Below are 22,653 nucleotides of genomic sequence, written 5' to 3'. Positions count from 1 at the left end.
AGCCTGCGCGTCGACCGACGCACCTACAAGGCCACCATCAGCATCGACGTCCTGTTGACAGAGCCGATCAGCCCGTAACTTCATGGCCTTGCCCTAAAGGCAGCCACCTGCCGTTTGCGCACGGCGATCCACGCCCTCCCGCCGCACTGGTCGAACGCGACGGCCGCCGGCATGGATTCACGCTTCCGGCCGGGTGCGTCGGGCGTAGGCGCGGGCGGCGCGGACGCGGTCGCCGCAGCGGGTGGAGCACCATTGGCGGCGCCCGTGGCGCAGCAGGTAGCGGTTGCAGGGGGCGGAGCCGCAGTTGGTGAGGCGGTCGGCGTCGGGGCCGGTGAGGAGGTCGGCCGCGTTGGCCGCGAGGGTCGCGAGGGCGCGGTCGAGGATCTCGTTGGTGGGGCACGGGGCCGCGCGGTAGGGGCCGTTCTTCTCGTCCCAGTACAGCAGCGCGGCCGTGGGAGCCCTGCTGAGCGCGTCGTTGACGGCGGACAGTGCCGGGGCCAGGGCCGGCAGCCCGGCGACGCGCGCGGCGAACAGTGATCTGAGGTGTTCGCGCAGGGAGCGAAGCTGCGCCGCGCACATCTCCTGCACCCCGGCGTCAGCCGGCGCGAGGCCGTGTTCGGTGAGCCACCGATTCGCGTCCCCGGGGGTGCCGAGGAGATCGGTGAAGTGCCCTCCGGGCAGCGCGACGGCGCTGTTGACGAAGTCGAGGGCGAGGTATTCCTCCGCCCCCGGCGCGGGCGGCGGCACGGATTCGGCGGTCGGGGGCTCGCTCATGACTGTCATGGTACGGCTTGCACTCATCCGTGAGACGCGGCTACCGTCACTCACGGATAAGCCGCTCAATATCCGTGAGGTTTCTATGTCCGGTACCAGTACGACCCCTGAGCAGATCCCCATCCGCGTCCTCGGCGGTCCGACCGCCCTCTTCGACTACGGGGGCCTGCGCTTCCTGACCGACCCGACCTTCGACGAGCCCCGCGACTACCACGTGCCGGGCGGCCGGCTGACCAAGACGGCACCCTCCTCCTCCGCGCCCGCCGATCTCGGCCGCATCGACGTGGTCCTGCTCTCCCACGACGAACACCCCGACAACCTCGACGAATCCGGCCGGGCCCTGCTCGCCGACGTCCCGCTGACCCTGACCACGCCCGGGGGCGGACAGCGACTGGGGGCGGGGGCCAGGGGGCTGGCCGACTGGGAGCCGGTCGAACTGGACCGCCCCGGCGGCGGCACGATCACCGTCACGGGCGTGCCCGCCCTCCACGGGCCCGGTGCGCGCGAGGAAGTCGAACCGGTCACCGGCCAGGTCGTCGGATTCGTCCTGACCGGGGAGGGGCTGCCGACGGTCTACGTCAGCGGCGACAACGCCTCGCTCGGCCTCGTCGAGGAGATCGCCGGACGGTTCGGCCCGGTGGACACCGCCATCCTGTTCGCCGGGGCTCCCCGCTTCTCCGTCCTCTTCGACGGCGCGCTGATCGTCCTCGACAGCGCGCAGACCGCCGAGGCCGCTCGGATCCTGGGCGCCCGCCGGGTGGTTCCCGTCCACTACGACAGCTGGGCGCACTTCACCGAGGGCCGTGACGAACTGGTCGCCGCCTTCACCGCCGCCGGGCTGCTCGACCGCCTGGACCTGGGCGACCGGGGCTGACCGTGCCCAGCGGCCCATGAGCCCCGGAATCAGACGCTGTACCCGCCGTCGACCCCCAGCGCCTGGCCGGTGATGAACCCGGCGCGCTCCGAGGCGAGAAACGCGACCGCCTCCGCGATGTCCTCCGCCCGGCCGAACCGGCGCAGCGGGATGTTGCGCCGGGTGACGGCGAGGGCGTCCTCGTCGAGTTCGCCGGAGCTGATCAGCCTGGCCGCGATCCCGTCCGTGAGCATGCCGGGGGCGACGCAGTTGACGCGGACGCCGTAGCGCCCCTCCTCGGCGGCGAGGGCGCGGGCCACCGCCTCGACCGCTCCTTTCGCGCCCGACGACAGCCCGTCGCGGACCGGGAAGCGGCGGGTGGCGACCGTGGTCACGGCGACGACCGCGCCCCGGCTCCTCCGCAGCGGCGGCAGCGCGGGATGGACGAGGTTGAAGAACGCCACCGCGTCGGCTTCGAGTTGGGCCCGGTACCGAGCGGGTGTGACCTTGCTGAGGTGGGTCATCGGGACGTGCGGCCCGGCCGCGTACACCAGGGTGTGCAGGCCGCCGCTCGCCGCGGCGGTGTCGGTGACGGCCCGCGCGGTGGCCTCCTCGTCGGTGAGGTCCACGCGCAGCGCGTGGACGCGGCGGCCGTACGTCCGCACCTCGTCGGCGAGGGCGTCGGCCGCTTCCCGGTTGGCCCGATAGGTGAAGGCGATGTCGCTGCCGCGCTCCGCGAGGAGCCGGACGACGGCCGCCCCGATGCCACCGGTGCCGCCCGCGACCAGGGCGACGCCCGGCCGGCCGGAGAAGTCGTGCACGGACATGTCTCACAACCCCAGGGACTCGGCGATGATGACCGCGTCCGCGCACAGAGGCGCGATCGGGTACTCCAGCATGTAGCCGTAATCGCCGAAGAGTTGAAGACATCGGTCGGAGGCGGCCGAGACCCGTGGGCGCCGGGCCACGGCAGCCCCTTACGACCGTGTCGGCCAGATCAGCGCCTGGGCGACGATGACCCGCTCACCGTTGAAGGTGACGGCGGGACCTTCGTGCAGTTCGTAGCCGAGACTGATCATCTCGCTCACACGCCGGCAGAACGTGGCGTCGTCCGGTCCGGTCAGGACACGGTAGATGGGCAATCCGTCCGGTGGTGTGCTCATGAGGTGAAGGATCCCAGAAGCGCTCGGCCACCGAGTCGGCGGGCCGACACTCGAGCTGTCGGCAATGAGCTACGCCCGCTCGGAGCGGAGGGCGGCTGCCCGGAGGAGGGCGTCCCGGCACGCGAGGACGGCGGGGTGCCGGCTGCGGCCGCGGCGTACGACGGTGAAGACGCGGCGCGTGCGCTGGCCGCGGGGGAGTCGCCGCAGGGTGACGGTCGGCGGCTGTCCGCTCCAGACGAGGTCGGGGAGGAAGGCCGCGGCGTGTTCCTGCTCGACGAGGCGGAGGTGGAGCAGCAGGTCGGTGGTCTCGAACCGTACGTCGGGTTCGAAGCCGGCGTTGCGGCACAGGGTCATGGCCCAGTGGCGCGCGGCTGTGCCCTCGGGTTCCATCACCCAGGGGTGGTCCGCCAGTGAGCGCAGCGTCGCCATCGGGCCGTTGTCATCCGGGCCGTTGTCATCCGGGCCGTCGGTGTCCGGGCCGTCGGCCGGCTTCGGCAGTGCGAGGTGCAGGGGGTCCTCGAGCAGGTCCTCCTGTTCGAGCTCGGCGGGCCGCGGGTTGGGGTTGCCGGGGTATTCCTCGGCGAGGACGAGGTCGAAGTCACGGGCTTGCAGGGCGGGCAGGGCCTTCTCCGGTTCCATGTGCGTGACATGGACGCGCAGCTGCGGGTGCAGTTCGCGCAGCAGGCTCAGTGCGGTCGGGACCAGGGCCAGGGCGGCCGTCTGGAACGAGGCGATGCGCAGGGTGCCGGTCAGCTCGGCGAGGGAGGTGGCGATATCGGCCTCCGCGCGCTCCAGGCGTTCGAGGACCGCTTCGGTGTGGGCGACCAGAATCTCGGCCTGCTCGGTCAGCCGCACCCGCCGGCCGACCGGTTCCAGCAGCGGGACGCCGACTTCGGCTTCCAGCTGGGAGAGCTGCTGGGAGACGGAAGAGGGAGCGTAGGACAGGGCGGTGGCGACGGCCGCCAGGGTGCCGCGGTGTTTGAGCTCGCGCAGCAGGCGCAGGCGGTGCAGGTCGAACATCGCCCGCTCACGCTCCTCCCGGCCGGCTCTGCTCGCCGTCACGGAGCGACAGCTTTTCTCGGTCGCCGACCAATAGTCGGTTTTTCCGATGAGTATAGGTCGAAAACATTCGCTGGACCGATCCCAGGAGGGTGTCGGACCCTGATCGTGTGCCTGAGAAACTTTCCTCCTCCCGTACGCCGCCGTGGCTTGTGCGGCCCGGTGCCCGTGTCTGGCGGTGTGATCCCGCACCCGCCGAGGTACGGGGCTTCCACGCCGCGCTGGCCGGCTACTCACCCACCCCGCTGACCGAACTTCCCCAGCTGGCCACCGAGTTGGGTGTCGGCCGGGTGTTCGTCAAGGACGAGTCATGCCGTCTGGGGCTGCCCGCCTTCAAGGCGCTGGGCGCGTCCTGGGCGGTCCACCGCGCCCTGGCCGAGCGGGCCGCGAGCGGCCACGCGGCGGGTCCGGTCACCCTGGTGACCGCCACCGACGGCAACCACGGCCGTGCGGTGGCCCGTACGGCACGCCTGCTCGGGCAGCACGCCCACGTCTTCGTCCCGCAGGGTGTGCACGCGCGGGCCGTGGCGGCCATCGTCGCCGAGCAGGCGGAGGTCACCGAGGTCGAGGGGGCGTACGACGAGGCCGTACGCCTGGCGGCCCGGGCGGCCGCCGCGCCGGACGCGGTGCTGGTCCAGGACACCGCCTGGCCGGGCTATGAGCAGATCCCGGGATGGATCGTCGAGGGCTACTCCACCCTCTGCGCCGAGATCGACGAGCAGTTGGCGGCCCAGGGCGTCGACGCCGGGCCCGACCTCGTCTCCATCCCGGTGGGCGTCGGGTCGCTGGCCCAGGCCGTGATCACTCACTACCGCAGCCACCCCTCGGGGCCGGCCCCGGCGCTGCTGTCGGTGGAGCCGGAGGCCGCGGCCTGCGTGCTGGAAAGCCTGACCCGCGGGGAACCCGTCAGCGTCACCACCGGCGAGACCACCATGGCCGGACTGAACTGCGGCACCCCGTCCAGCATCGCCTGGCCCCACCTGCACGGCGGGCTGGACGCCGCTGTCGCCGTCTCCGACGCCGACAGCGGCCAGGCGGCCGCCCGCCTGGCCGCCCTCGGCGTTTCCTCGGGCCCTTGCGGGGCCGCGACACTCGCCGGTCTGCGCGCGGTGCTCACCGGCGCGGGCGCCCTGGAACGCCGTGGCGCGCTGGGGCTCGACGCGACCTCGGTCGTCGTACTGCTGAGCACCGAGGGCGCGGCCGCCAACCCGCACTCCACCACCGACCACTGAGCACGACACCCGAAAGACCCCGCGTTGAACCACCGCTTCACCCTCCCGCCGGGGCTGCCCGCCGCGTGGGCCATGACGACGGCGCGTCCTCGAGACGCCGAAGAGGCGCCTGGTGCTCGGACGGACCACGGGCGTCGTCCTCATCGGCTTCGGGTTCGCGGTCGCGACCTCGGCCGGCCGATCCGCTCCCACCACCACCATTTCCGCCAACCCCCTGGAGACATGCCATGACAAGCCCGAAGATCGCTGTCAACGGTGACCGCCTGTGGCAGTCCCTCATGGACCTCGCCGAGATCGGCGCGTACGACGACGAACGCACCGGCCTGCGCGGCGTCAACCGCCTCGCCCTCACCGACGCCGACGCCGCCGGCCGCCGCCAGGTCATCGCCTGGATGGAGGAGGCCGGACTGGCCGTCCGTATCGACCGGATGGGCAACATCTACGGTCGCCGCGAGGGCACCGACCCGACCGCGGCCCCGGTCCTGACCGGCTCGCACATCGACAGCGTCGCCACCGCCGGCGCCTTCGACGGCTGCCTCGGCGTCCTGGGCGGCATCGAGGTCGTACGGACCCTGAACGAGCGCGGCATCACCACCCGCCGCCCGATCGAGGTCGGGGTCTTCACCGAGGAGGAGGGTGTCCGCTTCGGCACCGACATGCTCGGGAGCGCCGTGGCCGCCGGCCGCCTCACCCTGGAGTACGCCCACGCCCTGACCGACCGCGACGGCCACACCCTCGGCGGCGAACTGGTCCGCACCGGCTTCGCCGGCCCCGCCGGCGTACGCCTCGCCCCGCCCCACGCCTACGTCGAATGCCACATCGAACAGGGCCCCGTCCTCGCCGAGAACGACGTCACGGTCGGTGTGGTCACCGGAGTGCAGGGCATCTCCTGGCAGGAGATCACCATCCACGGCCGCGCCGCCCACGCCGGCACCACCCCCACCCATCTGCGTGCCGACGCCGGCCTCGCCGCCGCCCAGATCATCGTCCACCTGCGGTCCCTGGTCGACTCCGGGGAGTACGGCGATCTGCGCGCCACCGTCGGCCACCTGGTCGTCCACCCGGACCTGACCAACATCGTCCCGGCCCGCGCCGAGATGACCGTCGACCTGCGCAACCCCGACGACGCCCAGATGGCCCGCGCCGAGGAAGCGCTGGCAGCGTTCCTGCGCGAGTTGGAGAACAGCCGGCCGGGCCTGTCGACGGCCACCCGGCGGATGGCGAGGACCGGCTACGTACCCTTCGACGAGGGTGTGCGGAAGGTCATCGCCCAGGCCGCCGACGACCACGGCCTGGAGCACATCTCCCTGCTCTCCGGCGCCGGCCACGACGCCCAGGAGATCGCCGCGCTCTGCCCCACCGCCATGATCTTCGTGCGCGGCGAGTACGACGGCATCAGCCACAATCCCCGCGAGTACTCCACCCCCCAGGCGTGCGCCCACGGCATCGACGTCCTGGCCACCACCCTCCTTCGCCTGGCCGACCAGGACTGACCGCCGACAGCGCCCCGCCGCGGCCCGAGCAGAACACCGGGCCGCACCGCCCACGGCGGCCGGGGCACGGTGCTCGGCGACAGCGCCACCCCCGTATGCCACAGCCACCACCCCGCCCCCGGTCCCCGGGGCGGCATCGGACATGTCGGAAGGCCCCCATGCTCCCCGAGACCCCCTCGACTCCAGCGGCTCCCAATGCCCATGACCCTGACCCCGGACGCCTGCTGGCCGGGCTGATCTCCATCGACTCCGTCAACCCCGCCCTCGTCCCCGGCGGGGCCGGCGAGACCGTCATCGCCGATTTCTGCGGCCAATGGCTGACCGCCCGCGGCTTCGAGGTCCACAGACTGGAAAAGCACCCCGGCCGGCCCTCACTCGTCGCGATCGCCCGCGGCACCGGCGGGGGCCGCTCGCTCATGCTCAACGGCCACCTCGACACCGTCAGCCTCGCCGGTTACGACGGCGACCCGCTCGACCCGCAGATCCGCGACGGCAAGATGCACGGCCGCGGCACCTTCGACATGAAAGGAGGCATCGCCGCCATGATGGTCGCCGCCGCACGCGCCACCGCCCAGGGCCCCCTGCGCGGCGATGTGCTCGTCGCCTGCGTCGCCGACGAGGAGCACGGCAGCCACGGCACCGCGGAGGTGCTGGAGTCCTTCACCGCCGACGCGGCGATCGTCACCGAGCCCAGCCATCTCCAACTGACCCTCGCCCACAAGGGCTTCGCCTGGTTCGATGTGGAGATCGAGGGGCGAGCCGCCCACGGCTCGCGCCCCGACCTGGGCATCGACGCCATCGCCAAGGCCGGCCACTTCCTGGTCGCGCTGGAGCGACTGGGACAGCGGCTCGCGCAGGGCCCGGCCCACCCCCTCCTGGGCGCCGGCACCGTCCACGCCTCCGTCATCCACGGCGGCCAGGAACCCTCCACCTACCCGGCACACTGCCGTATCACCCTGGAACGCCGCACCGTCCCCGGCGAGAGCGCCAAGACCGTCGAGCGGGAGGTGACCGACGTCCTGGACCACCTCGCCGCCACGGTCCCCGACTTCCGCTACCGGCTCACCCCCGGCCTGCACCGCGAGCCCTTCGAGGCCGACCCCGAGGCGCCCATCGTCCGCACCCTCACCCGCCATGCCGAGCGGGCCCTCGGCCACCCGCCTGTCGTACGGGCCGAGCCCTTCTGGACCGACTGCGCCCTTCTGGACCGCGCGGGCATTCCCTGCTTGCTTTTCGGCGTCGACGGCGAGGGCGCCCACGCGGCCACCGAGTACGTCGACCTCGCCTCGCTGGACCGCCTCACCGACATCCTCACCGATACCATCACCGAGTTCTGTTCCTGAGCCCGCCGCCGGCCAGTGGCTCACGCCCATCGGCGCCGGGCGGTGACGGAGAGGACGAGGAGAACCAGCCCGGCGATCGGGGCCAGGGTGAAGGCGGCGGAGGCGCCCAGGCCGTCGGCAGTGCGGCCCGCGAGGGACGCCGCAAGCGCCGAACCGGCGGCGCCGGCGGAGTTGTTCCAGGTGAATGCCTCCGTGAGGACCGTCGCGGGGACGGACTTCTCGGTCAGGACGTTCAGCAGGACGAGCGTGGGCGGCACCGCCGCCTCCGTGACCACCACGGCCGCGCCGAGCCAGAGCGCGGAGGGTGCGAGGGGAAGCAGCAGCCCTGCGCCGGTCAGGTAGGCGGCGGCGATGACGAGTTGGAGATGTGCCGGGGCGCGGTACCGGCGCAGCCCGTACAGCCAGCCGGAGAGCAGCCCGCTGACGCCGGAGGCGGCGATGATCGGCGCGGCGGCCTCGGGCACGCCGTGTCCGGTGGCGAAGGCGCTCACCGAGACGCCCATGGTGCCGAAGTAGAGCCCGATGGCCAGGTTGAGCAGGGCGAGGAGGAGGAAGTCCGCCCGCAGCAGCGTCCGTTCGGAGTGGGGGCCGTTGGTGTGGCCGCGGGCGGGCCGGGGCGCGGTGCGGCGCTGGGCGGCCAGGGCGCCTCCTCCGCCCAGGATCAGGGCCGCGGCGATGGTGCTGGCCAGAGCCGCGTTGCCGGCCGCACCGAGCGCGGTGACCAGGACGGGCCCGAGGAGGAAGGCGGTGGCGTTGGCCAACGATTCCAGGGAGAAGGCGGTGTGCAGTTCACCGGTTCGCCCCTCGCGCAGCAGGTGGGCCCAGCGGGCCGCGGAGAGAGCCCCGAGCTGCGGGACTGCCGCACCGGCACAGACGGCTGAGAGGACCATGACGGCCGAGGAGGTGGCGGCCAGGACGCCGGCGATGGCGGTGCCATGGGCGAGGAGGGAGAACGGCAGGACGCGGATCTGGCCGAACCGGTCGACCAGACGGGCCAGAGCGGGGCCGATCAGGGCCTCGGCAAGGGCGAACCCGGCGGTGGCCAGGCCGGCGGTGCCGTAGGAGCCGGTGCGGGCGTGTACCAGCCAGACCAGGCCGAGGCCGGTCATGGCGATGCCGACGCGGCCCACGGCGGCGGCGAGGAAGAAAGCGGCGGCACCGGGGGCGCGCAGCAGCGGGCGGTAGCCGGATGTGGCGGACGGCATGAGGAGTCCTTCGTCGCCACCGGGCGGGGCGGGCCACCCCAGGTCGCCGGCGCCTGGCACCCCGCCGGGGTGCGAAAAAATGGTGCGACCCGTAGCCCGCCAGGGACGTCCATGACTGCGGAAGGACGGGACACGCGCCCTCGCCGCCACCCCGTTCACCAGGCGGAAGAGAAATGCCGGGCCCGGACCAAGGCGGGCCCGGGCGACTGGGAGGACGGTAACAGGACGGGGCAGGGTTTGTGCAGGGGCTTCCCGGACGGCGTGACCGCAGCGCCCCAAAGGCCGCTCCCGAGCGTCGGGAGCGGCCCTTCGTCACTTCCCCGTCAGTCGAGGATCGCGGTGGCTTCGATCTCGACGAGAAGGTCGGGCACGGCCAGTGCCGCGACCCCCAGCAGCGTGGCCGGCGGGGCCGGGGTGACCCCCAGCTTCGCGGTCGCCCGGGAGATCCCCTCCAGGAGGGCGGGCATCTTGTCGGGCGTCCAGTCGACGACGTAGAAGGTCAGTTTCGCCACGTCGTCGAAGGAGCCGCCGGCCTCGGCGAGGGCGGTGCCGATGTTGAGGTAGCACTGCTCGACCTGCGCGGCGAGGTCGCCCTCGCCGACCGTGACCCCTTCGGCGTCCCAGGCGACCTGTCCGGCGATGAAGACCAGCTTCGACCCGGACGCGATCGACACCTGCCGGTAGACATCGATTTTGGGCAATCCACTCGGGTTCACCAGGGTGATGGCCATACTGCCTGTCTCCTCATTCGATCTCTTGTGGTTACTCAGGAACTGTAGGAGAGTGGCCGCTGACATGGAAGAACGCACTTTTCAGTGACTGAGGAACCTTATGGTGACCAAGCGGTTCAAGGGCAGCCCGGCCGACGAAGCGGACCTGAGGCGCGCGGATTCCCTGGCGCGGGAGATCTTCACGGACGTCGCCAACAAGTGGGCGTTCCTGATCATCGAAATCCTCGGTGAGCGCACTTTGCGCTTCAGTGAGCTGCGGAGCGAGGTCGAGGGCATCAGCCACAAGATGCTCACCCAGAACCTGCGCATGCTGGAGCGCAACGGCCTGGTCGAGCGGACGGTGCACCCCACCGTGCCACCGCGGGTGGAGTACACCCTCACCGAGCCGGGCCGGGCCCTGCGGGCCACGGTCGATGCGATGTGTGGCTGGACGCACCAGTACCTGGGTCACATCGAGGCCGCCCGCCACCGCTTCGACGCCTGACGTGGGCACAAGCCGCACGCCCCGTCGCCTCGGCTGAGCCGTGGCCACGGGGCGCGCTCGACTTCCTGTCGCCTAGCCCAGCTCGACGAGGAGGTCACCGCCTTCGACCTGCTGGATCCGGCTGATGGCGAGACGGGACACCTTGCCCGCCTTGGGAGCGGTGATGGCGGCTTCCATCTTCATCGCTTCGATGGTGGCCACGGTGGCGCCCGCCTCGACCGTGTCGCCTTCGGCGACCGTGAGCGTGACGACGCCGGCGAAGGGGGCCGCGACATGGCCCGGGTTGGCCTTGTCGGCCTTCTGTGTCGCCGGGATGTCGGACGCCACGGAGGTGTCCCGCACCTGGATCGGCCGCAGTTGGCCGTTGAGTGAGGACATCACGGTACGCATACCGCGTTCGTCGGCCTCGCCGATGGCTTCCAGCTCGATGAGCAGCCGGACACCGGGCTCGAGGTCCACCGCGTACTCCTTGCCCGGGCGCAGCCCGTAGAAGAAGTCCTTGCTGGCCAGCAGGCTGGTGTCGCCGTAGTTCTGGCGGTGGGTGGCGAAGTCCCTGGTCGGCCCGGGGAACAGCAGCCGGTTCAGTGTCGCCCGCCGGTCCTTCTCCAGCAGTTCACGGTCCTCGGCGGACAGTCCGGGGGTCGGCTTGGGGCCCGGGCGGCCCTGCAGCGCCTTGGTGCGGAACGGCTCCGGCCAGCCGCCGGGCGGGGTGCCCAGCTCGCCGCGGAGGAAGCCGATGACCGAGTCGGGGATGTCGTACCTGTTCGGCTCGGCCTCGAAGTCCTCCGGTGCCACTCCGGCCCCGACCAGGTGCAGCGCCAGGTCGCCGACCACCTTCGACGAGGGGGTGACCTTCACCAGGTGGCCGAGCATCCGGTCGGCGGCGGCGTACACCGCCTCGACCTCCTCGAAGCGGTCGCCGAGGCCGAGTGCGATGGCCTGGGTGCGCAGATTGGACAGCTGTCCGCCGGGGATCTCGTGGTGGTAGACGCGCCCGGTCGGCGAGGCCAGACCGGCCTCGAACGGGGCGTAGACGGCGCGTACGGTCTCCCAGTACGGCTCCATGTCGCCAACGGCCTGGAGATCGAGGCCGGTGGGCCGGTCGGAGTGGTCGGTGGCGGCCACGATCGCCGACAGCGACGGCTGGCTGGTGGTGCCCGCCATGGAGGCCACCGCCCCGTCCACCGCGTCCGCGCCCGCCTGGATCGCCGCGAGGTAAGTCGCGAGCTGACCGCCGGCGGTGTCATGGGTGTGCAGGTGCACCGGCAGGTCGAACTCCCGGCGCAGCGCGGCCACGAGCTTGGCCGCGGCCGGGGCGCGCAGCAGCCCGGCCATGTCCTTGATCGCCAGCACGTGTGCGCCGGCGGCCACGATCTGCTCGGCCAGCTTCAGGTAGTAGTCGAGGGTGTACAGCTTCTCCGACGGGTCGGAGAGGTCGGCGGTATAGCAGAGCGCGACCTCGGCGATGGCGGTGCCGGTGTTCCGTACGGCGTCGATGGCGGGGCGCATCTGGCCGACGTCGTTGAGCGCGTCGAAGATCCGGAAGATGTCGATGCCGGTGGCCGTGGCCTCCTCGACGAAGGCGTCGGTCACCTCGGTCGGGTAGGGGGTGTAGCCGACGGTGTTGCGGCCGCGCAGCAGCATCTGCAGGCAGATGTTCGGCACCGCTTCGCGCAGCTGGGCCAGGCGCTCCCAGGGGTCCTCGGCGAGGAAACGCAGCGCGACGTCGTAGGTGGCGCCGCCCCAGCACTCCAGGGACAGCAGCTGCGGCAGCGTCCGCGCCACCACCGGGGCCACCGCGAGCAGGTCCTTCGTCCGCACGCGGGTGGCCAGCAGCGACTGATGCGCGTCACGGAAGGTGGTGTCGGTCACCCCGATGGTCGGCGAGGCGCGCAGCCACCGTGCGAAGCCCTCCGGGCCGAGTTCGGTGAGCTTCTGCCTGGAGCCGGCAGGCGGTTCGGCGTCGGGGGTCCGCGGCAGCTTGGCGGTCGGGTCGAGCAGCGCCGGCCGCTCGCCGTGGGGCTTGTTCACCGTGACGTCGGCGAGGTAGGTGAGCAGCTTCGTGCCGCGGTCGGCGGAGTGGCGCGCGGTCAGCAGCTGCGGCCGCTGCTCGATGAACGAGGTCGTGACCCGCCCGGCCCTGAAGTCCGGATCGTCCAGCACGGCCTGCAGGAACGGGATGTTCGTGGCCACCCCGCGGATGCGGAACTCGGCCACGGCGCGCCGGGCGCGGCCGACCGCGGTGGCGAAGTCCCGGCCCCGGCAGGTCAGCTTGACCAGCATCGAGTCGAAGTGCGCGCTGATCTCCGTGCCGGCGTGGGCGGTGCCGCCGTCCAGGCGGATGCCCGAACCGCCCGGCGAGCGGTACGCGCTGATCATGCCGACATCCGGGCGGAAGCCGTTGGCCGGATCCTCGGTGGTGATCCGGCACTGCAGAGCGGCCCCCCGCAGCTGGACGCTCTCCTGTGACAGCCCGAGATCGGCCAGCGTCTGGCCGGCGGCGATCCTCAGCTGGGCCTGCACCAGATCGACGTCGGTGACCTCCTCGGTCACCGTGTGCTCGACCTGGATGCGCGGGTTCATCTCGATGAACACGTGCTTCCCGGCACGGTCGAGCAGGAACTCCACCGTGCCCGCGTTGCGGTAGCCGATCTGCCGGGCGAACTTCACCGCGTCGTCGCAGATCCTCCGGCGGAGCTCCGGGTCGAGGTTCGGCGCGGGCGCCAGCTCGATCACCTTCTGGTGGCGGCGCTGCACCGAACAGTCACGCTCGAACAGGTGCATGACGTTGCCGTCGCCGTCGGCGAGGATCTGCACCTCGATGTGGCGTGGCTCGACGACGGCCTTCTCCAGAAAAACGGTGGGGTCGCCGAACGCGGAGGCCGCCTCGCGGGACGCCGCCTCGATGGACTCGCGCAGCGTCCTGCGGTCCTCGACCCGCCGCATACCGCGTCCGCCACCGCCGGCCACGGCCTTGACGAACACCGGGAAGCCGAGTTCCTCCGCCGCCCGGACCAGCTCGTCCACATCGGTGGAGGGCTGCGAGGAGCCGAGGACCGGGACGCCGGCCGCCCGGGCCGCGGCCACCGCCCGCGCCTTGTTCCCGGTCAGCTCCAGGATCTCCGCGTCAGGGCCGACGAACGTGATGCCCGCCTCCTGGCACGCACGGGCGAGCTCGGGGTTCTCGGACAGGAATCCGTACCCGGGGTAGACCGCGTCCGCGCCCGCTGCGCGCGCCGCGCGGACGATCTCCTCCACGGACAGATAGGCCCGCACCGGATGCCCGGGTTCGCCGATCTCGTACGCCTCATCGGCCTTCAGCCGGTGCAGCGAGTTGCGGTCTTCGTGCGGGAACACAGCGACGGTTTTCGCGCCCAGCTCGAAGCCGGCGCGGAACGCCCGAATCGCGATCTCACCACGGTTGGCAACGAGGATCTTCCGGAACATCGCTGTCCCCCTTGTTCGGTCGGGCCGTCGATCGGCTCTCCATCGCATCCTGGAAGCCCCGTGAACGTTAGTGGCACCAGGTGCCAAAGAAAAGAGATGCGACGCGTCTGATGGTGAAGAATATAAGCCGCAGAATCTCCGTAAATAGGAGGTATCGGTTGCGCCAAAGGGTCGATATCGAGCGCGAGGGGCTCCCGTATGTGGCACCCGGTGCCGCTCCGGCCGTCGCCCTCGGCCCGGCTCATGCCATCAGTGGGCCGCCGGGCTGTCCGCGCCGAAGGCCGCCCATGGCCCGAGGACAAACCCCTCGCCCTCCTTGCGGACCTCCATGGCGCCTGATCCGCCGAAGTGCGCGGGGACGACCAGTTCGCGGGCGGCGGCGGCCCGCTCGAGAATCCGGCGGCGGCTGGCCACTGCTTGTCCTGGGTCGAGACAGAAGCAGCTGTTCCAGCGGGGTTGGAGGATCTGCACCGGGCTGTGCAGCAGATCGCCGACGAAGACCGCCCGGTCGCCCGCCGATTCGAGCCGAAGCACCGAGGATCCGGGTGTGTGGCCGGGGGCTGCCTCCAGGGTGAGGTGTTCATCGATGCGGTAGGTGTCTTCCCACAGCACGGCCTGGCCCGATTGGTGGATCGGCGCGATGCTGTCCTCGTAGATCAGCCGGTCGTCCGCTCGTAGACCGTTTCCGTATGCGTTGTCCGGCCCGTAATGGAAGTCGTCGGCGGCCGGGATCAGGTACTGCGCGTTGGGGAACGTCGGCGCCCAGCCTCCGTCGACCCCGAGGGTGTTCCAGCCGACGTGATCACCGTGGAGATGGGTGTTGACGACGACGTCGACCTGCTCCGGGTGAACGCCGGCCCGTGTCAGCAGACCGAGGAAATCACCCTGCCACTGGTGGAAGTGTGGTGAGCCGGGCCGCTCGCGCCCGTTGCCGACCGAGGTGTCGACCAGGACGGTTCGTCCGCCGCTGCGCAACACCCAGGTCTGCAGTGCGACCACCACCCTGTCGCTGCCCGCGTCCCAGTGGCCCGGCGCGAGCCAGTCCTCGTTGTCCGTCCAGATCTCGGTGGTCGACTCCGGGACGAGGGTGCGGGCCGGCGCGTACGGGGCCTGCCACTCGACGACGCGGATGACCTCGACATCGCCCAACACGACGCTCTTGCCCCGGGAATTCTCGCTGTTCATGCCCTCGACCCTAGGGAGCGTCGGCAGAGCGCCTCAATGCTTGTCAGGCTCAACGCAATACGCGTCCGGCTCACATCGCCGTGGTCCGGGATAGGCTGGCGCGGTGGATGTGGTGAGTGACGCGATCGCGGCCGTGCGGATCGGACAGCCGTCCTCGAACCGGGTGCGGGTGAGCGGCAGCTGGTGCGCGCGACTCGCTCCGTATGACGGCGCGGGCTTCCATGTCGTCCTGAAAGGGAGCTGCTGGCTGCTTCCCGACGGCGGTGTTCCGGTCTCGCTCGGGACCGGAGACGCGGTGTTGCTCCCGCACGGCACGGGGCATGTGATCGCCGACTCGCCTGCCGACACGGAGGCCGTGAAGCGGGCGGTGTCGTTCGAGCGATGGCTGGAGGAGAGGGGGCCGCAGGAGCCACCGGCGCACGGAGAGGTGGAGATGCTGTGCGGCAAGTACCGGCTCGACCGCAGCCGCGCACACCCGCTCATGGCGGAGCTGCCCGAGGTCGTCCATCTGCCGCACCGTGTGGGCAGCCACCCCGAACTGCGCGCCGCGATCGTCCTGTTGGGCGGTGAGCTGGACGCACGGCGGCCCGGGTCGTGCGTCGCGGTCCCCAGCTTGCTCGACCTCTTCTTCGTCTACATGATCCGTTCCTGGATGGCCGAGGGCGCGGCCGGTGCGTGGCCGGCCGTACTGACCGATCCGGTGACGGCCGCCGCTTTGCGGGCACTGCACTCGGATCCGGCCGCCCCGTGGACCAACGACCGCCTGGCCGCCGAGGCGGGTGTCTCCCGCCCCACCCTGGCCCGCCGGTTCACCGCCCTGGTGGGCCGCCCTCCGATGGCGTACCTCACCTGGTGGCGCCTGACCCTCGCCGCCACTTTGCTCCGTGACACCGAAGAGCCCTTGGCCGCCATCGCCCACCGCGTCGGCTATGGCACCCCCTACGCCCTCTCACACGCTTTCAAAAGGGAGTTCGGAGCCACTCCGGGGCGCTTCCGCGCACAGCCAGCGGAGCGATCCGCGGTCTGAGCACCACCTACGGCACCGCCGTGTCCGGCATCCGGGCCGAGGCGCCGGGCCGGAGGTCACCCCATGTTCAGATGCTGGTGGATGCGGGCCGGGGTGCCGGGCCATGGCCGACCTGGAGGCGGAGCTCGCGCAGCTCCAGGCCGACGCGTAAGCGTGCGAGGTGGCGGCGCAGGGAGTTGCGTTAGCCTTGCGGCGACTTGTGCGAGAGGGAGACCGGATTGTCTACGTTCGTCGTGTTCGACCTTGAATTCACATCATGGCAGGGTGCGCTCGAGCGGGACTGGGGAGCGCCGGGGCAGCTTCGTGAGATTGTGCAGATCGGTGCGCTGCGCCTGGGTGAGGACTTTTCCGTCGTCGAGGAGTACGAGGCGCTGGTGCGACCCGTGGTCAATCCGCGACTGTCTTCCTACTTCACCGAGTTGACCGGAATCGACCAGGAGGCGGTGGACCGGGAGGGTGCTTCCGCGGCAGAGGCGCTGGGCGACTTCCTCGGGTTCTGCCGGGGGCAGTCGGTGCTCTCCTACGGTAACGACATGGTTGTTCTCGGGGAGAACGTGGGCTGGGTGCGAGCCCGGGGGGAAGAGGTCAAGAACGGGTATCTCGGCGCCCATTTCCTCAATGTTCGGCCCTGGCTGAACGCCGTCGCCCCGCAGACGGCAGAAGTGAACGTTGGCCGCCTGTGGCAGGTGCTCGACCTCCCCAAGCCCGCAGCGGGCAGCGAGCATTCAGCGCTTTTCGACTGCTATTCGTTCGCTGCGGCCATCAAGCACCTGTGCGGCACCGGGGCAGCCTTGCCCGAGGGCTGTGTGCGGCGTCTCTGACGGTGCGCCCTGTACGGCGTCTGTTCTCCCTGCTCAGCCGCGCTTTCCAGGGCGCTTCGGCGCGCCCGGGGAGCCGTCGTCGGAGCCGGTGTGACCGGGCCTGTGGGCGCCTTGACAACGGTTCGGCGCGGCCCGCAGACTGGCGTTGCGCACACCGCAATCCGTTTCGTTATATGCACCGAGGTGTCATGATGATTCCCGCGTGCCGTCTCGCGGATCTGCCGCGAGGCGAAGCCCCGCCGCCCCGCATCGCCTCCCGCCTGGCCGGGGACCCCGCGTGAGAACCGTGGCCGTGGTGGGCGCCTCGCTGGCCGGTCTGTCGGCCGCGCGCTCGCTGCGGAACCGGGGGTACGGTGGCCGGCTGGTCGTCATCGGCGACGAGGCCCACCGCCCGTACGACAGGCCGCCGTTGTCCAAGGAGTTCCTGACCGGCGTCATCGGGGAGGCCGATCTGGCGCTGGAGAGGGACGACGAGGAGCTTCAGGCGGAGTGGGTGCTCGGCGTCCGCGCCACCGGACTCGACCGCACCGGGCGGGCGATCGAGCTCGCCGACGGCCGGGAGGTACGAGCCGACGGCGTGGTCATCGCGACCGGCGCGGCCGCCCGCACCCTGCCCGGCACCGAGGGCCTTGCCGGAGTCCATGTGCTGCGCACCCTGGACGACGCCCGCGCCCTGCGGGAGCAACTGGCCCGGGGCGGGCGGCTGGTGGTGATCGGCGGCGGATTCATCGGCGCCGAGGTCGCCTCCACGGCCCATGCCCTCGGCCTCGACGTGACCGTGATCGAGGCGGCGCCGACACCGCTGGCCGGACCGCTCGGCGAGGCCATGGGCGGGGTCGTCTCCGCACTCCACGCCGACCACGGCGTGCGGCTGCTGTGCGGGGTGGGGGTCAAGGGGCTGAGCGGGGAGCGCCGGGTGGAGTCCGTACTGCTGGAGGACGGCCGCAGCGTTCCCGCCGACGCCGTGGTCGTCGGCGTGGGCGCGAGGCCCTGCGTCGACTGGCTGCGGGGATCCGGGATCGCACTCGACAACGGGGTGACGTGCGGCGCCGACGGCCGCACCAGTGTGGCCGGGGTGGTCGCCGTAGGGGACTGCGCCAACTGGTACGACCCGCACACCGGAACCCACCGCCGCGTCGAGCACTGGACCGGTGCCCTGGAGCGCCCCGACGCCGCCGTGGCCACGCTGCTCGCCCACGGTGCGAGGGAACCGGGCGTGCCCCGGCCGCCGTACTTCTGGTCCGATCAGTACGGGGTGAAGATCCAGTTCGTCGGCCACGCCGCCGGGGCCGACCGTGTGACGGTCGAGGAAGGCGCCACCGAAGACCGCAGTTTCCTGGCCGTCTACCGGCGGGCCGGCAGGCCGGTCGCCGTGCTCGGGATGGACCAGCCGCGGCTGTTCACCCGCTGGCGCAAGCAGCTCGCCACCGCCGCGTCCTGACACCACGCGCAGAACCGCCCTCCGTTGAGGAGGACGTCGTCCGAGGAGGGCGTCGTCGGTGCGCTCAGCCCAGGTGTCCCATGCGGCGGCTGATCTCCTCCGCGCCCTTGACCAGCACCGGAGCCAGTTCGTGCATACGCTCCTCGGTGAATCGGTACGAAGGCCCGGAGACGCTGATCGACGCCATGACCTGGCCTTCCCGGTCACGGATCGGTGCGGCCATGGCGTGCAGCCCGATCTCGAGCTCCTCCAGCGTCCAGGAGTAGCCGCGCTCCCGGGCCTCGGCGAGGTTCTTCTCGAGCTTCGTCCTGGACGCCATCGTGCGCGGGGTCAGTTTCTTCATGCCGGCCTCTGTCAACAGCGCGGCGCGTTCCTCGGCGGGCAGGTGGGCCAGGAGGATCTTGCCACTGGAGGTGGCGTGCAGCGGGGTCAGCTGGCCGACCCAGTTGTGCGCGGTGACGGCTCCCGGGCCGCGCACCTGGTAGAGGTTGACCGCGTAGTGTTCCTGCAGGACGGCGATGTTGACCGTCTCGCCGATTTCCTCGGCCAGGCGCTCGCACACCGGGCGACCCTGCTGGGTGATGTCGATGCGAGCCGTGACCGCGCCCGCCAGGCGTAGGATGCCGAAACTGAGCCGGTACTTGCCGCGTTCCCCCGACTGCTCCACCAGGTCGCGCGCCTCCAGGGCCCCGAGCAGGCGGAACGCGGTGGACTTGTGAACATCGATCTCGGTGGCGACTTCGCTGACGCCCGCCTCGCCACGCTGCGCCAGGATCTCGAGGACGCTGATGGCCCGGTCGACGGACTGCACCCCGCCGGTCTGGGGACCTGCCGTTTCGATATCCGGGGTGTAGTTGCTCATGGTGAAACTATACGCGGAATACACAACGTCCAGGCCGTCAAAACGGACGCCCGCCTCCGCAAGTTGCGTGCACCGCAACCTAGTGCGTATGGCGATACTCGTATTAGCATCCGTCGCGCATCTACAGCGCGAGCGAGACGAGGCACCATGGCTCCTCTGCAGTACGACTTCGTCATCGTCGGCGGTGGATCAGCCGGCAGCGCACTGGCAAACCGACTCTCGGCCGACCCCGGAAACCGGGTACTGGTCCTGGAGGCGGGCCGCTCCGACTACCCGTGGGACGTGTTCATCCACATGCCCGCGGCGCTGACCTACCCCATCGGCAGCCGTTTCTACGACTGGAAGTACGAGTCCGAGCCGGAGCCGCACATGGGTGGACGGCGCGTCTACCACGCCCGCGGCAAGGTACTGGGCGGCTCCAGCAGCATCAACGGCATGATCTTCCAGCGTGGCAACCCCATGGACTACGAGCGCTGGGCCGCCGACCCCGGCATGGAGACCTGGGACTACGCACACTGCCTGCCGTACTTCCGGCGGATGGAGAACTGCCTCGCGGCCGACCCCGACGACGAGTTCCGCGGCCATGACGGCCCCCTCGTCCTCGAGCGCGGCCCTGCGACGAACCCCCTGTTCACCGCCTTCCTCGAGGCCGTCCAGGAAGCGGGCCAGGCCCGCACCGACGACGTCAACGGCTACCGGCAGGAGGGCTTCGCGCCCTTCGACCGCAATGTTCACCGCGGGCGCCGCCTGTCGGCCTCCAAGGCGTATCTCAAGCCCGTGCGGAAACGGCCCAACCTCACCATCAGGACCCGCGCCTTCGTCAGCCGCGTCCTCTTCGAGGGCAAGCGTGCCGTCGGCGTCGAGTACCAGCACGGGCGCGGTGCGCCGCGGCAGGTCCGGGCGCGCGAGGTCATCCTGTGCGGCGGCGCGATCAACTCGCCGCAGCTGCTGCAGCTCTCCGGTGTCGGGAACGCCGCCGAGCTGTCCGCCCTCGGCGTCGACATCGTCCACGACCTGCCCGGCGTCGGCGAGAACATGCAGGACCACCTGGAGGTGTACGTCCAGTACGCCTGCAGACAGCCCGTCTCCATGCAGCCGTACATGGCGAAGTGGCGCGCCCCCTTCATCGGGTTGCAGTGGCTCTTCCGCAAGGGCCCCGCGGCCACCAACCACTTCGAGGCGGGTGGCTTCGCCCGCAGCAACGAGGACGTGGCCTACCCCAACCTGATGTTCCACTTCCTGCCCGTCGCGGTCCGCTACGACGGCTCCTCACCGGCCGGTGCCCATGGGTACCAGGTGCACGTGGGGCCCATGTACTCGGACGCCATCGGTTCGGTGAAGATCAAGAGCAGGGACCCGCGGGAACACCCCGCGCTGCGCTTCAACTACCTCTCCACCGAGCAGGACCGCCGCGAGTGGGTCGAGGCCATCAGGGTGGCCCGCCACCTCCTCAGCCAGCCGGCGCTCGCCGCCTACAACGGTGGCGAGATCTCGCCCGGCCCTTCCGTCGAGACCGACGAGGAGATCCTGGCCTGGGTGGCCAAGGAGGGCGAGACCGCTCTGCATCCCTCCTGTACCTGCAAGATGGGCACCGACGAGATGTCCGTCGTCGACCCGCTGAGCATGAAGGTGCACGGGCTGGAAGGGCTGCGCGTGGTGGACGCCTCGGTGATGCCGTACGTCACCAACGGGAACATCTACGCACCGGTGATGATGATCGCCGAGAAGGCGGCCGACCTGATCCTCGGCAAGGACCCGCTGCCACCCTCCACGGCCGCGTACTACCGGCACCGCGACGCCCAGGAGCAGGCCGGGTAGGCAGGCGCCGAACCCCTCCCCGCGCCCCGCGCGACACCGTGGTCACCGTCCCGGCGTCGCGCGGGACATGGGCCTGCCGCCCAACACCGAACTGCCGCTTTCGCGGACGTGTGCAAGTGAAATCGTGATTCGCCGCCCTCTTGACGTTTGTCGTCCATGCGGTGAAGGTGTTCCACCACAAGCAATTCAATGCGTGATGCGCAACGAATTCCGTTCGAAGGGCTCAGCCCGTGGCAGATCTGTATGTGGACGGAGAATGGCGCGATCCGGTGGCCGGTGGCCACCGTGAGATCCACTGTCCGGCGGACGGCACGCTCGTCAGGACGGTCTCGGAGGGAACGCGCCCCGACAGCAAGGCAGCGATCACCGCGGCCCGGCGTGCCTTCGACACCGGCCCCTGGCCGCACACCCCGGAGCGCGAGCGCGGCGCACTCCTGCTGCGCACCGCCGACATCCTCGAACGCGACACCGAGGAGTTCGCCCGCGCCGAGTCGCTGGACACCGGCAAGCGCCTGGTCGAGAGCGAGTTCGACATCGCCGATGTCGTCTCCTGCTTCCGCTACTACGGAGGCATCGCCGGCACCAACGCCGGCCGCGTGGTCGACACCGGTCGCGAGGACGCCCTCAGCCGGGTCACCCATGAACCCGTCGGCGTCTGCGCACTGATCACCCCCTGGAACTACCCGCTGCTCCAGGCATCGTGGAAGGTCGCCCCGGCGCTGCTCGCGGGCAACACGATCGTGCTCAAACCCAGTGAGCTCACGCCCTCCACCTCGATCCTGCTGATGCGGGCCCTGCAGGAGGCGGGGCTCCCGCCCGGCGCCGCCAATCTCGTGCTGGGCGCGGGACCCGAGGTGGGCGCGCCGCTCTCCGAGGACCCGGCCGTGGACATGGTGTCCTTCACCGGGGGCCTGGAGACCGGACGGCGCATCATGGCCACCGCCGCCACGACGGTGAAGAAGGTCGCGCTGGAACTCGGCGGCAAGAACCCGAACGTCGTCTTCGCCGACGCCGACTTCGAGACCGCCGTGGACTTCGCCCTCACCGCCGTCTTCCTGCACTCCGGGCAGGTCTGCTCCGCCGGCGCCCGCCTGATCGTCGAGGACCCTCTGCACGACGCCTTCGTCGAGGAGGTCGTACGCCGCGCCCGGCTCATCAGGCTCGGCGGCCCCTTCGACCCGGAGGCCGAGACCGGGGCGCTGATATCCGCCCGGCACCGGGAGAAGGTCGAGGCCTATGTCGCCGCCGGACTCGCCGAGGGCGCCGTCCTGCGCTGCGGGGGCGAGCGTCCCGACGACCCCGCGCTGGCAGACGGCTTCTACTACCCGCCCACCGTCCTCGACGAGTGCCGGCAGGACATGCGCGTGGTGCGCGAGGAGTCCTTCGGCCCCGTGCTCACCGTCGAGCGCTTCCAGGACGAGGACGACGCCGTCCGCATCGCCAACGACACGCAGTACGGACTCGCCGGAGCCGTGTGGACGCAGGACGCCGGCAGGGCCCAGCGGGTCGCGCGCCGGCTGCGCCACGGCACGGTGTGGATCAACGACTACCACCCCTATGTGCCACAGGCGGAATGGGGTGGCTTCGGCCACTCGGGCGTGGGCCGTGAGCTGGGCCCGACCGGCCTTGACGAGTACCGAGAGCCCAAGCACGTCTGGCAGAACATCCAACCCAGGCCGCAGCACTGGTTCCGCGGCTGATGCCGAAAAGAGGTC

The 22,653-nt window shown here is 71.1% G+C and carries 20 protein-coding genes; 10 read left to right on the top strand and 10 right to left on the bottom strand.

The genetic code is table 11. From position 1 onward, the window contains the following. Window positions 1–177 precede the first annotated feature (177 nt). On the bottom strand, window positions 178–774 hold the full coding sequence (locus ACFZDL_RS41370) for an ABATE domain-containing protein (RefSeq protein ID WP_353597005.1): 597 nt from the start codon (window positions 772–774) through the stop codon (window positions 178–180). An 85-nt stretch (window positions 775–859) separates the two neighbouring features. Between ACFZDL_RS41370 and ACFZDL_RS41365 the strand changes: the two genes are divergently transcribed. Then, window positions 860–1,648, top strand: coding sequence for an MBL fold metallo-hydrolase (locus tag ACFZDL_RS41365; protein WP_353597006.1), 789 nt, complete (start codon window positions 860–862; stop codon window positions 1,646–1,648). 29 nt (window positions 1,649–1,677) lie between these two features. On the opposite strand, the gene ACFZDL_RS41360 is transcribed toward ACFZDL_RS41365, so the two are convergent. The 4 genes from ACFZDL_RS41360 to ACFZDL_RS41345 all read right to left on the bottom strand — a co-directional run bounded on the left by ACFZDL_RS41360 (window position 1,678) and on the right by ACFZDL_RS41345 (window position 3,810). Then, the gene (locus tag ACFZDL_RS41360) at window positions 1,678–2,454 is read right to left on the bottom strand and encodes an SDR family oxidoreductase (protein ID WP_353597007.1); all 777 of its coding nucleotides are present in this window, start codon (window positions 2,452–2,454) and stop codon (window positions 1,678–1,680) included. 3 nt (window positions 2,455–2,457) lie between these two features. Further along, on the bottom strand, window positions 2,458–2,595 hold the full coding sequence (locus tag ACFZDL_RS41355; protein WP_353597008.1) for a hypothetical protein: 138 nt from the start codon (window positions 2,593–2,595) through the stop codon (window positions 2,458–2,460). Window positions 2,596–2,604: 9 nt separating this feature from the next. After that, window positions 2,605–2,790: a DUF1737 domain-containing protein gene (locus ACFZDL_RS41350; RefSeq protein ID WP_353597009.1), complete on the bottom strand. Its 186-nt coding sequence runs from the start codon at window positions 2,788–2,790 to the stop codon at window positions 2,605–2,607. Between the two features lie 69 nt (window positions 2,791–2,859). Then, window positions 2,860–3,810: a LysR substrate-binding domain-containing protein gene (locus tag ACFZDL_RS41345; protein WP_353597030.1), complete on the bottom strand. Its 951-nt coding sequence runs from the start codon at window positions 3,808–3,810 to the stop codon at window positions 2,860–2,862. 149 nt (window positions 3,811–3,959) lie between these two features. On the opposite strand from ACFZDL_RS41345, the gene ACFZDL_RS41340 reads away from it, so the two are divergent. The 3 genes from ACFZDL_RS41340 to ACFZDL_RS41330 all read left to right on the top strand — a co-directional run bounded on the left by ACFZDL_RS41340 (window position 3,960) and on the right by ACFZDL_RS41330 (window position 7,917). Then, a complete protein-coding gene (locus ACFZDL_RS41340) occupies window positions 3,960–5,081 on the top strand; it encodes a diaminopropionate ammonia-lyase (protein ID WP_353597010.1) in 1,122 nt (373 codons plus the stop codon). A 227-nt stretch (window positions 5,082–5,308) separates the two neighbouring features. Beyond that, the gene (locus tag ACFZDL_RS41335) at window positions 5,309–6,574 is read left to right on the top strand and encodes a Zn-dependent hydrolase (protein ID WP_353597011.1); all 1,266 of its coding nucleotides are present in this window, start codon (window positions 5,309–5,311) and stop codon (window positions 6,572–6,574) included. A 158-nt stretch (window positions 6,575–6,732) separates the two neighbouring features. Next, the gene (locus tag ACFZDL_RS41330) at window positions 6,733–7,917 is read left to right on the top strand and encodes an ArgE/DapE family deacylase (protein ID WP_353597012.1); all 1,185 of its coding nucleotides are present in this window, start codon (window positions 6,733–6,735) and stop codon (window positions 7,915–7,917) included. A 20-nt stretch (window positions 7,918–7,937) separates the two neighbouring features. On the opposite strand, the gene ACFZDL_RS41325 is transcribed toward ACFZDL_RS41330, so the two are convergent. Both ACFZDL_RS41325 and ACFZDL_RS41320 read right to left on the bottom strand, forming a co-directional pair. Continuing rightward, the gene (locus ACFZDL_RS41325; protein ID WP_353597013.1) at window positions 7,938–9,122 is read right to left on the bottom strand and encodes an MFS transporter; all 1,185 of its coding nucleotides are present in this window, start codon (window positions 9,120–9,122) and stop codon (window positions 7,938–7,940) included. Between the two features lie 323 nt (window positions 9,123–9,445). Continuing rightward, on the bottom strand, window positions 9,446–9,853 hold the full coding sequence (locus ACFZDL_RS41320; protein ID WP_353597014.1) for a RidA family protein: 408 nt from the start codon (window positions 9,851–9,853) through the stop codon (window positions 9,446–9,448). A 100-nt stretch (window positions 9,854–9,953) separates the two neighbouring features. On the opposite strand from ACFZDL_RS41320, the gene ACFZDL_RS41315 reads away from it, so the two are divergent. Then, a complete protein-coding gene (locus tag ACFZDL_RS41315; RefSeq protein ID WP_353597015.1) occupies window positions 9,954–10,337 on the top strand; it encodes a helix-turn-helix domain-containing protein in 384 nt (127 codons plus the stop codon). Window positions 10,338–10,409: 72 nt separating this feature from the next. Here ACFZDL_RS41315 and ACFZDL_RS41310 read toward each other — a convergent pair whose 3' ends face one another. Together ACFZDL_RS41310 and ACFZDL_RS41305 are read right to left on the bottom strand one after the other, a co-directional pair. After that, window positions 10,410–13,784 carry a pyruvate carboxylase gene (locus ACFZDL_RS41310; protein WP_353597016.1) on the bottom strand — a complete coding sequence of 1,125 codons (3,375 nt, stop codon included), beginning with the start codon at window positions 13,782–13,784 and terminating at the stop codon, window positions 10,410–10,412. Between the two features lie 249 nt (window positions 13,785–14,033). Further along, a complete protein-coding gene (locus ACFZDL_RS41305) occupies window positions 14,034–14,969 on the bottom strand; it encodes an MBL fold metallo-hydrolase (RefSeq protein ID WP_353597017.1) in 936 nt (311 codons plus the stop codon). A gap of 103 nt (window positions 14,970–15,072) precedes the next feature. On the opposite strand from ACFZDL_RS41305, the gene ACFZDL_RS41300 reads away from it, so the two are divergent. From ACFZDL_RS41300 to ACFZDL_RS41290, 3 genes are all read left to right on the top strand, one after another. Then, window positions 15,073–15,996 carry an AraC family transcriptional regulator gene (locus tag ACFZDL_RS41300; protein ID WP_353597018.1) on the top strand — a complete coding sequence of 308 codons (924 nt, stop codon included), beginning with the start codon at window positions 15,073–15,075 and terminating at the stop codon, window positions 15,994–15,996. 218 nt (window positions 15,997–16,214) lie between these two features. Beyond that, window positions 16,215–16,817 (top strand): 3'-5' exonuclease, encoded by a 603-nt coding sequence (locus ACFZDL_RS41295; RefSeq protein WP_353597019.1) that lies wholly within the window; start codon window positions 16,215–16,217, stop codon window positions 16,815–16,817. 277 nt (window positions 16,818–17,094) lie between these two features. Further along, window positions 17,095–18,258 carry an FAD-dependent oxidoreductase gene (locus ACFZDL_RS41290; RefSeq protein WP_353597020.1) on the top strand — a complete coding sequence of 388 codons (1,164 nt, stop codon included), beginning with the start codon at window positions 17,095–17,097 and terminating at the stop codon, window positions 18,256–18,258. 64 nt (window positions 18,259–18,322) lie between these two features. Here the strand turns inward: ACFZDL_RS41290 and ACFZDL_RS41285 are convergent, their stop codons facing one another. Further along, a complete protein-coding gene (locus ACFZDL_RS41285) occupies window positions 18,323–19,120 on the bottom strand; it encodes an IclR family transcriptional regulator (protein WP_353597021.1) in 798 nt (265 codons plus the stop codon). A 147-nt stretch (window positions 19,121–19,267) separates the two neighbouring features. Here ACFZDL_RS41285 and betA point away from each other — a divergent pair, with 147 nt between their 5' ends. Further along, window positions 19,268–20,938, top strand: a complete 1,671-nt coding sequence (gene betA / locus ACFZDL_RS41280) for a choline dehydrogenase (RefSeq protein WP_353597022.1) — start codon at window positions 19,268–19,270, stop codon at window positions 20,936–20,938. 230 nt (window positions 20,939–21,168) lie between these two features. Then, a complete protein-coding gene (locus tag ACFZDL_RS41275) occupies window positions 21,169–22,638 on the top strand; it encodes an aldehyde dehydrogenase family protein (protein ID WP_353597023.1) in 1,470 nt (489 codons plus the stop codon). Window positions 22,639–22,653 lie beyond the last annotated feature (15 nt).

It is taken from the genome of Streptomyces sp. NPDC007917 (assembly GCF_042959105.1).
Lineage (GTDB): Bacteria > Actinomycetota > Actinomycetes > Streptomycetales > Streptomycetaceae > Streptomyces.
The sequence above is the reverse complement of the archived record's forward strand: the minus strand, read 5'-3'. Positions and strand labels throughout refer to the sequence as shown.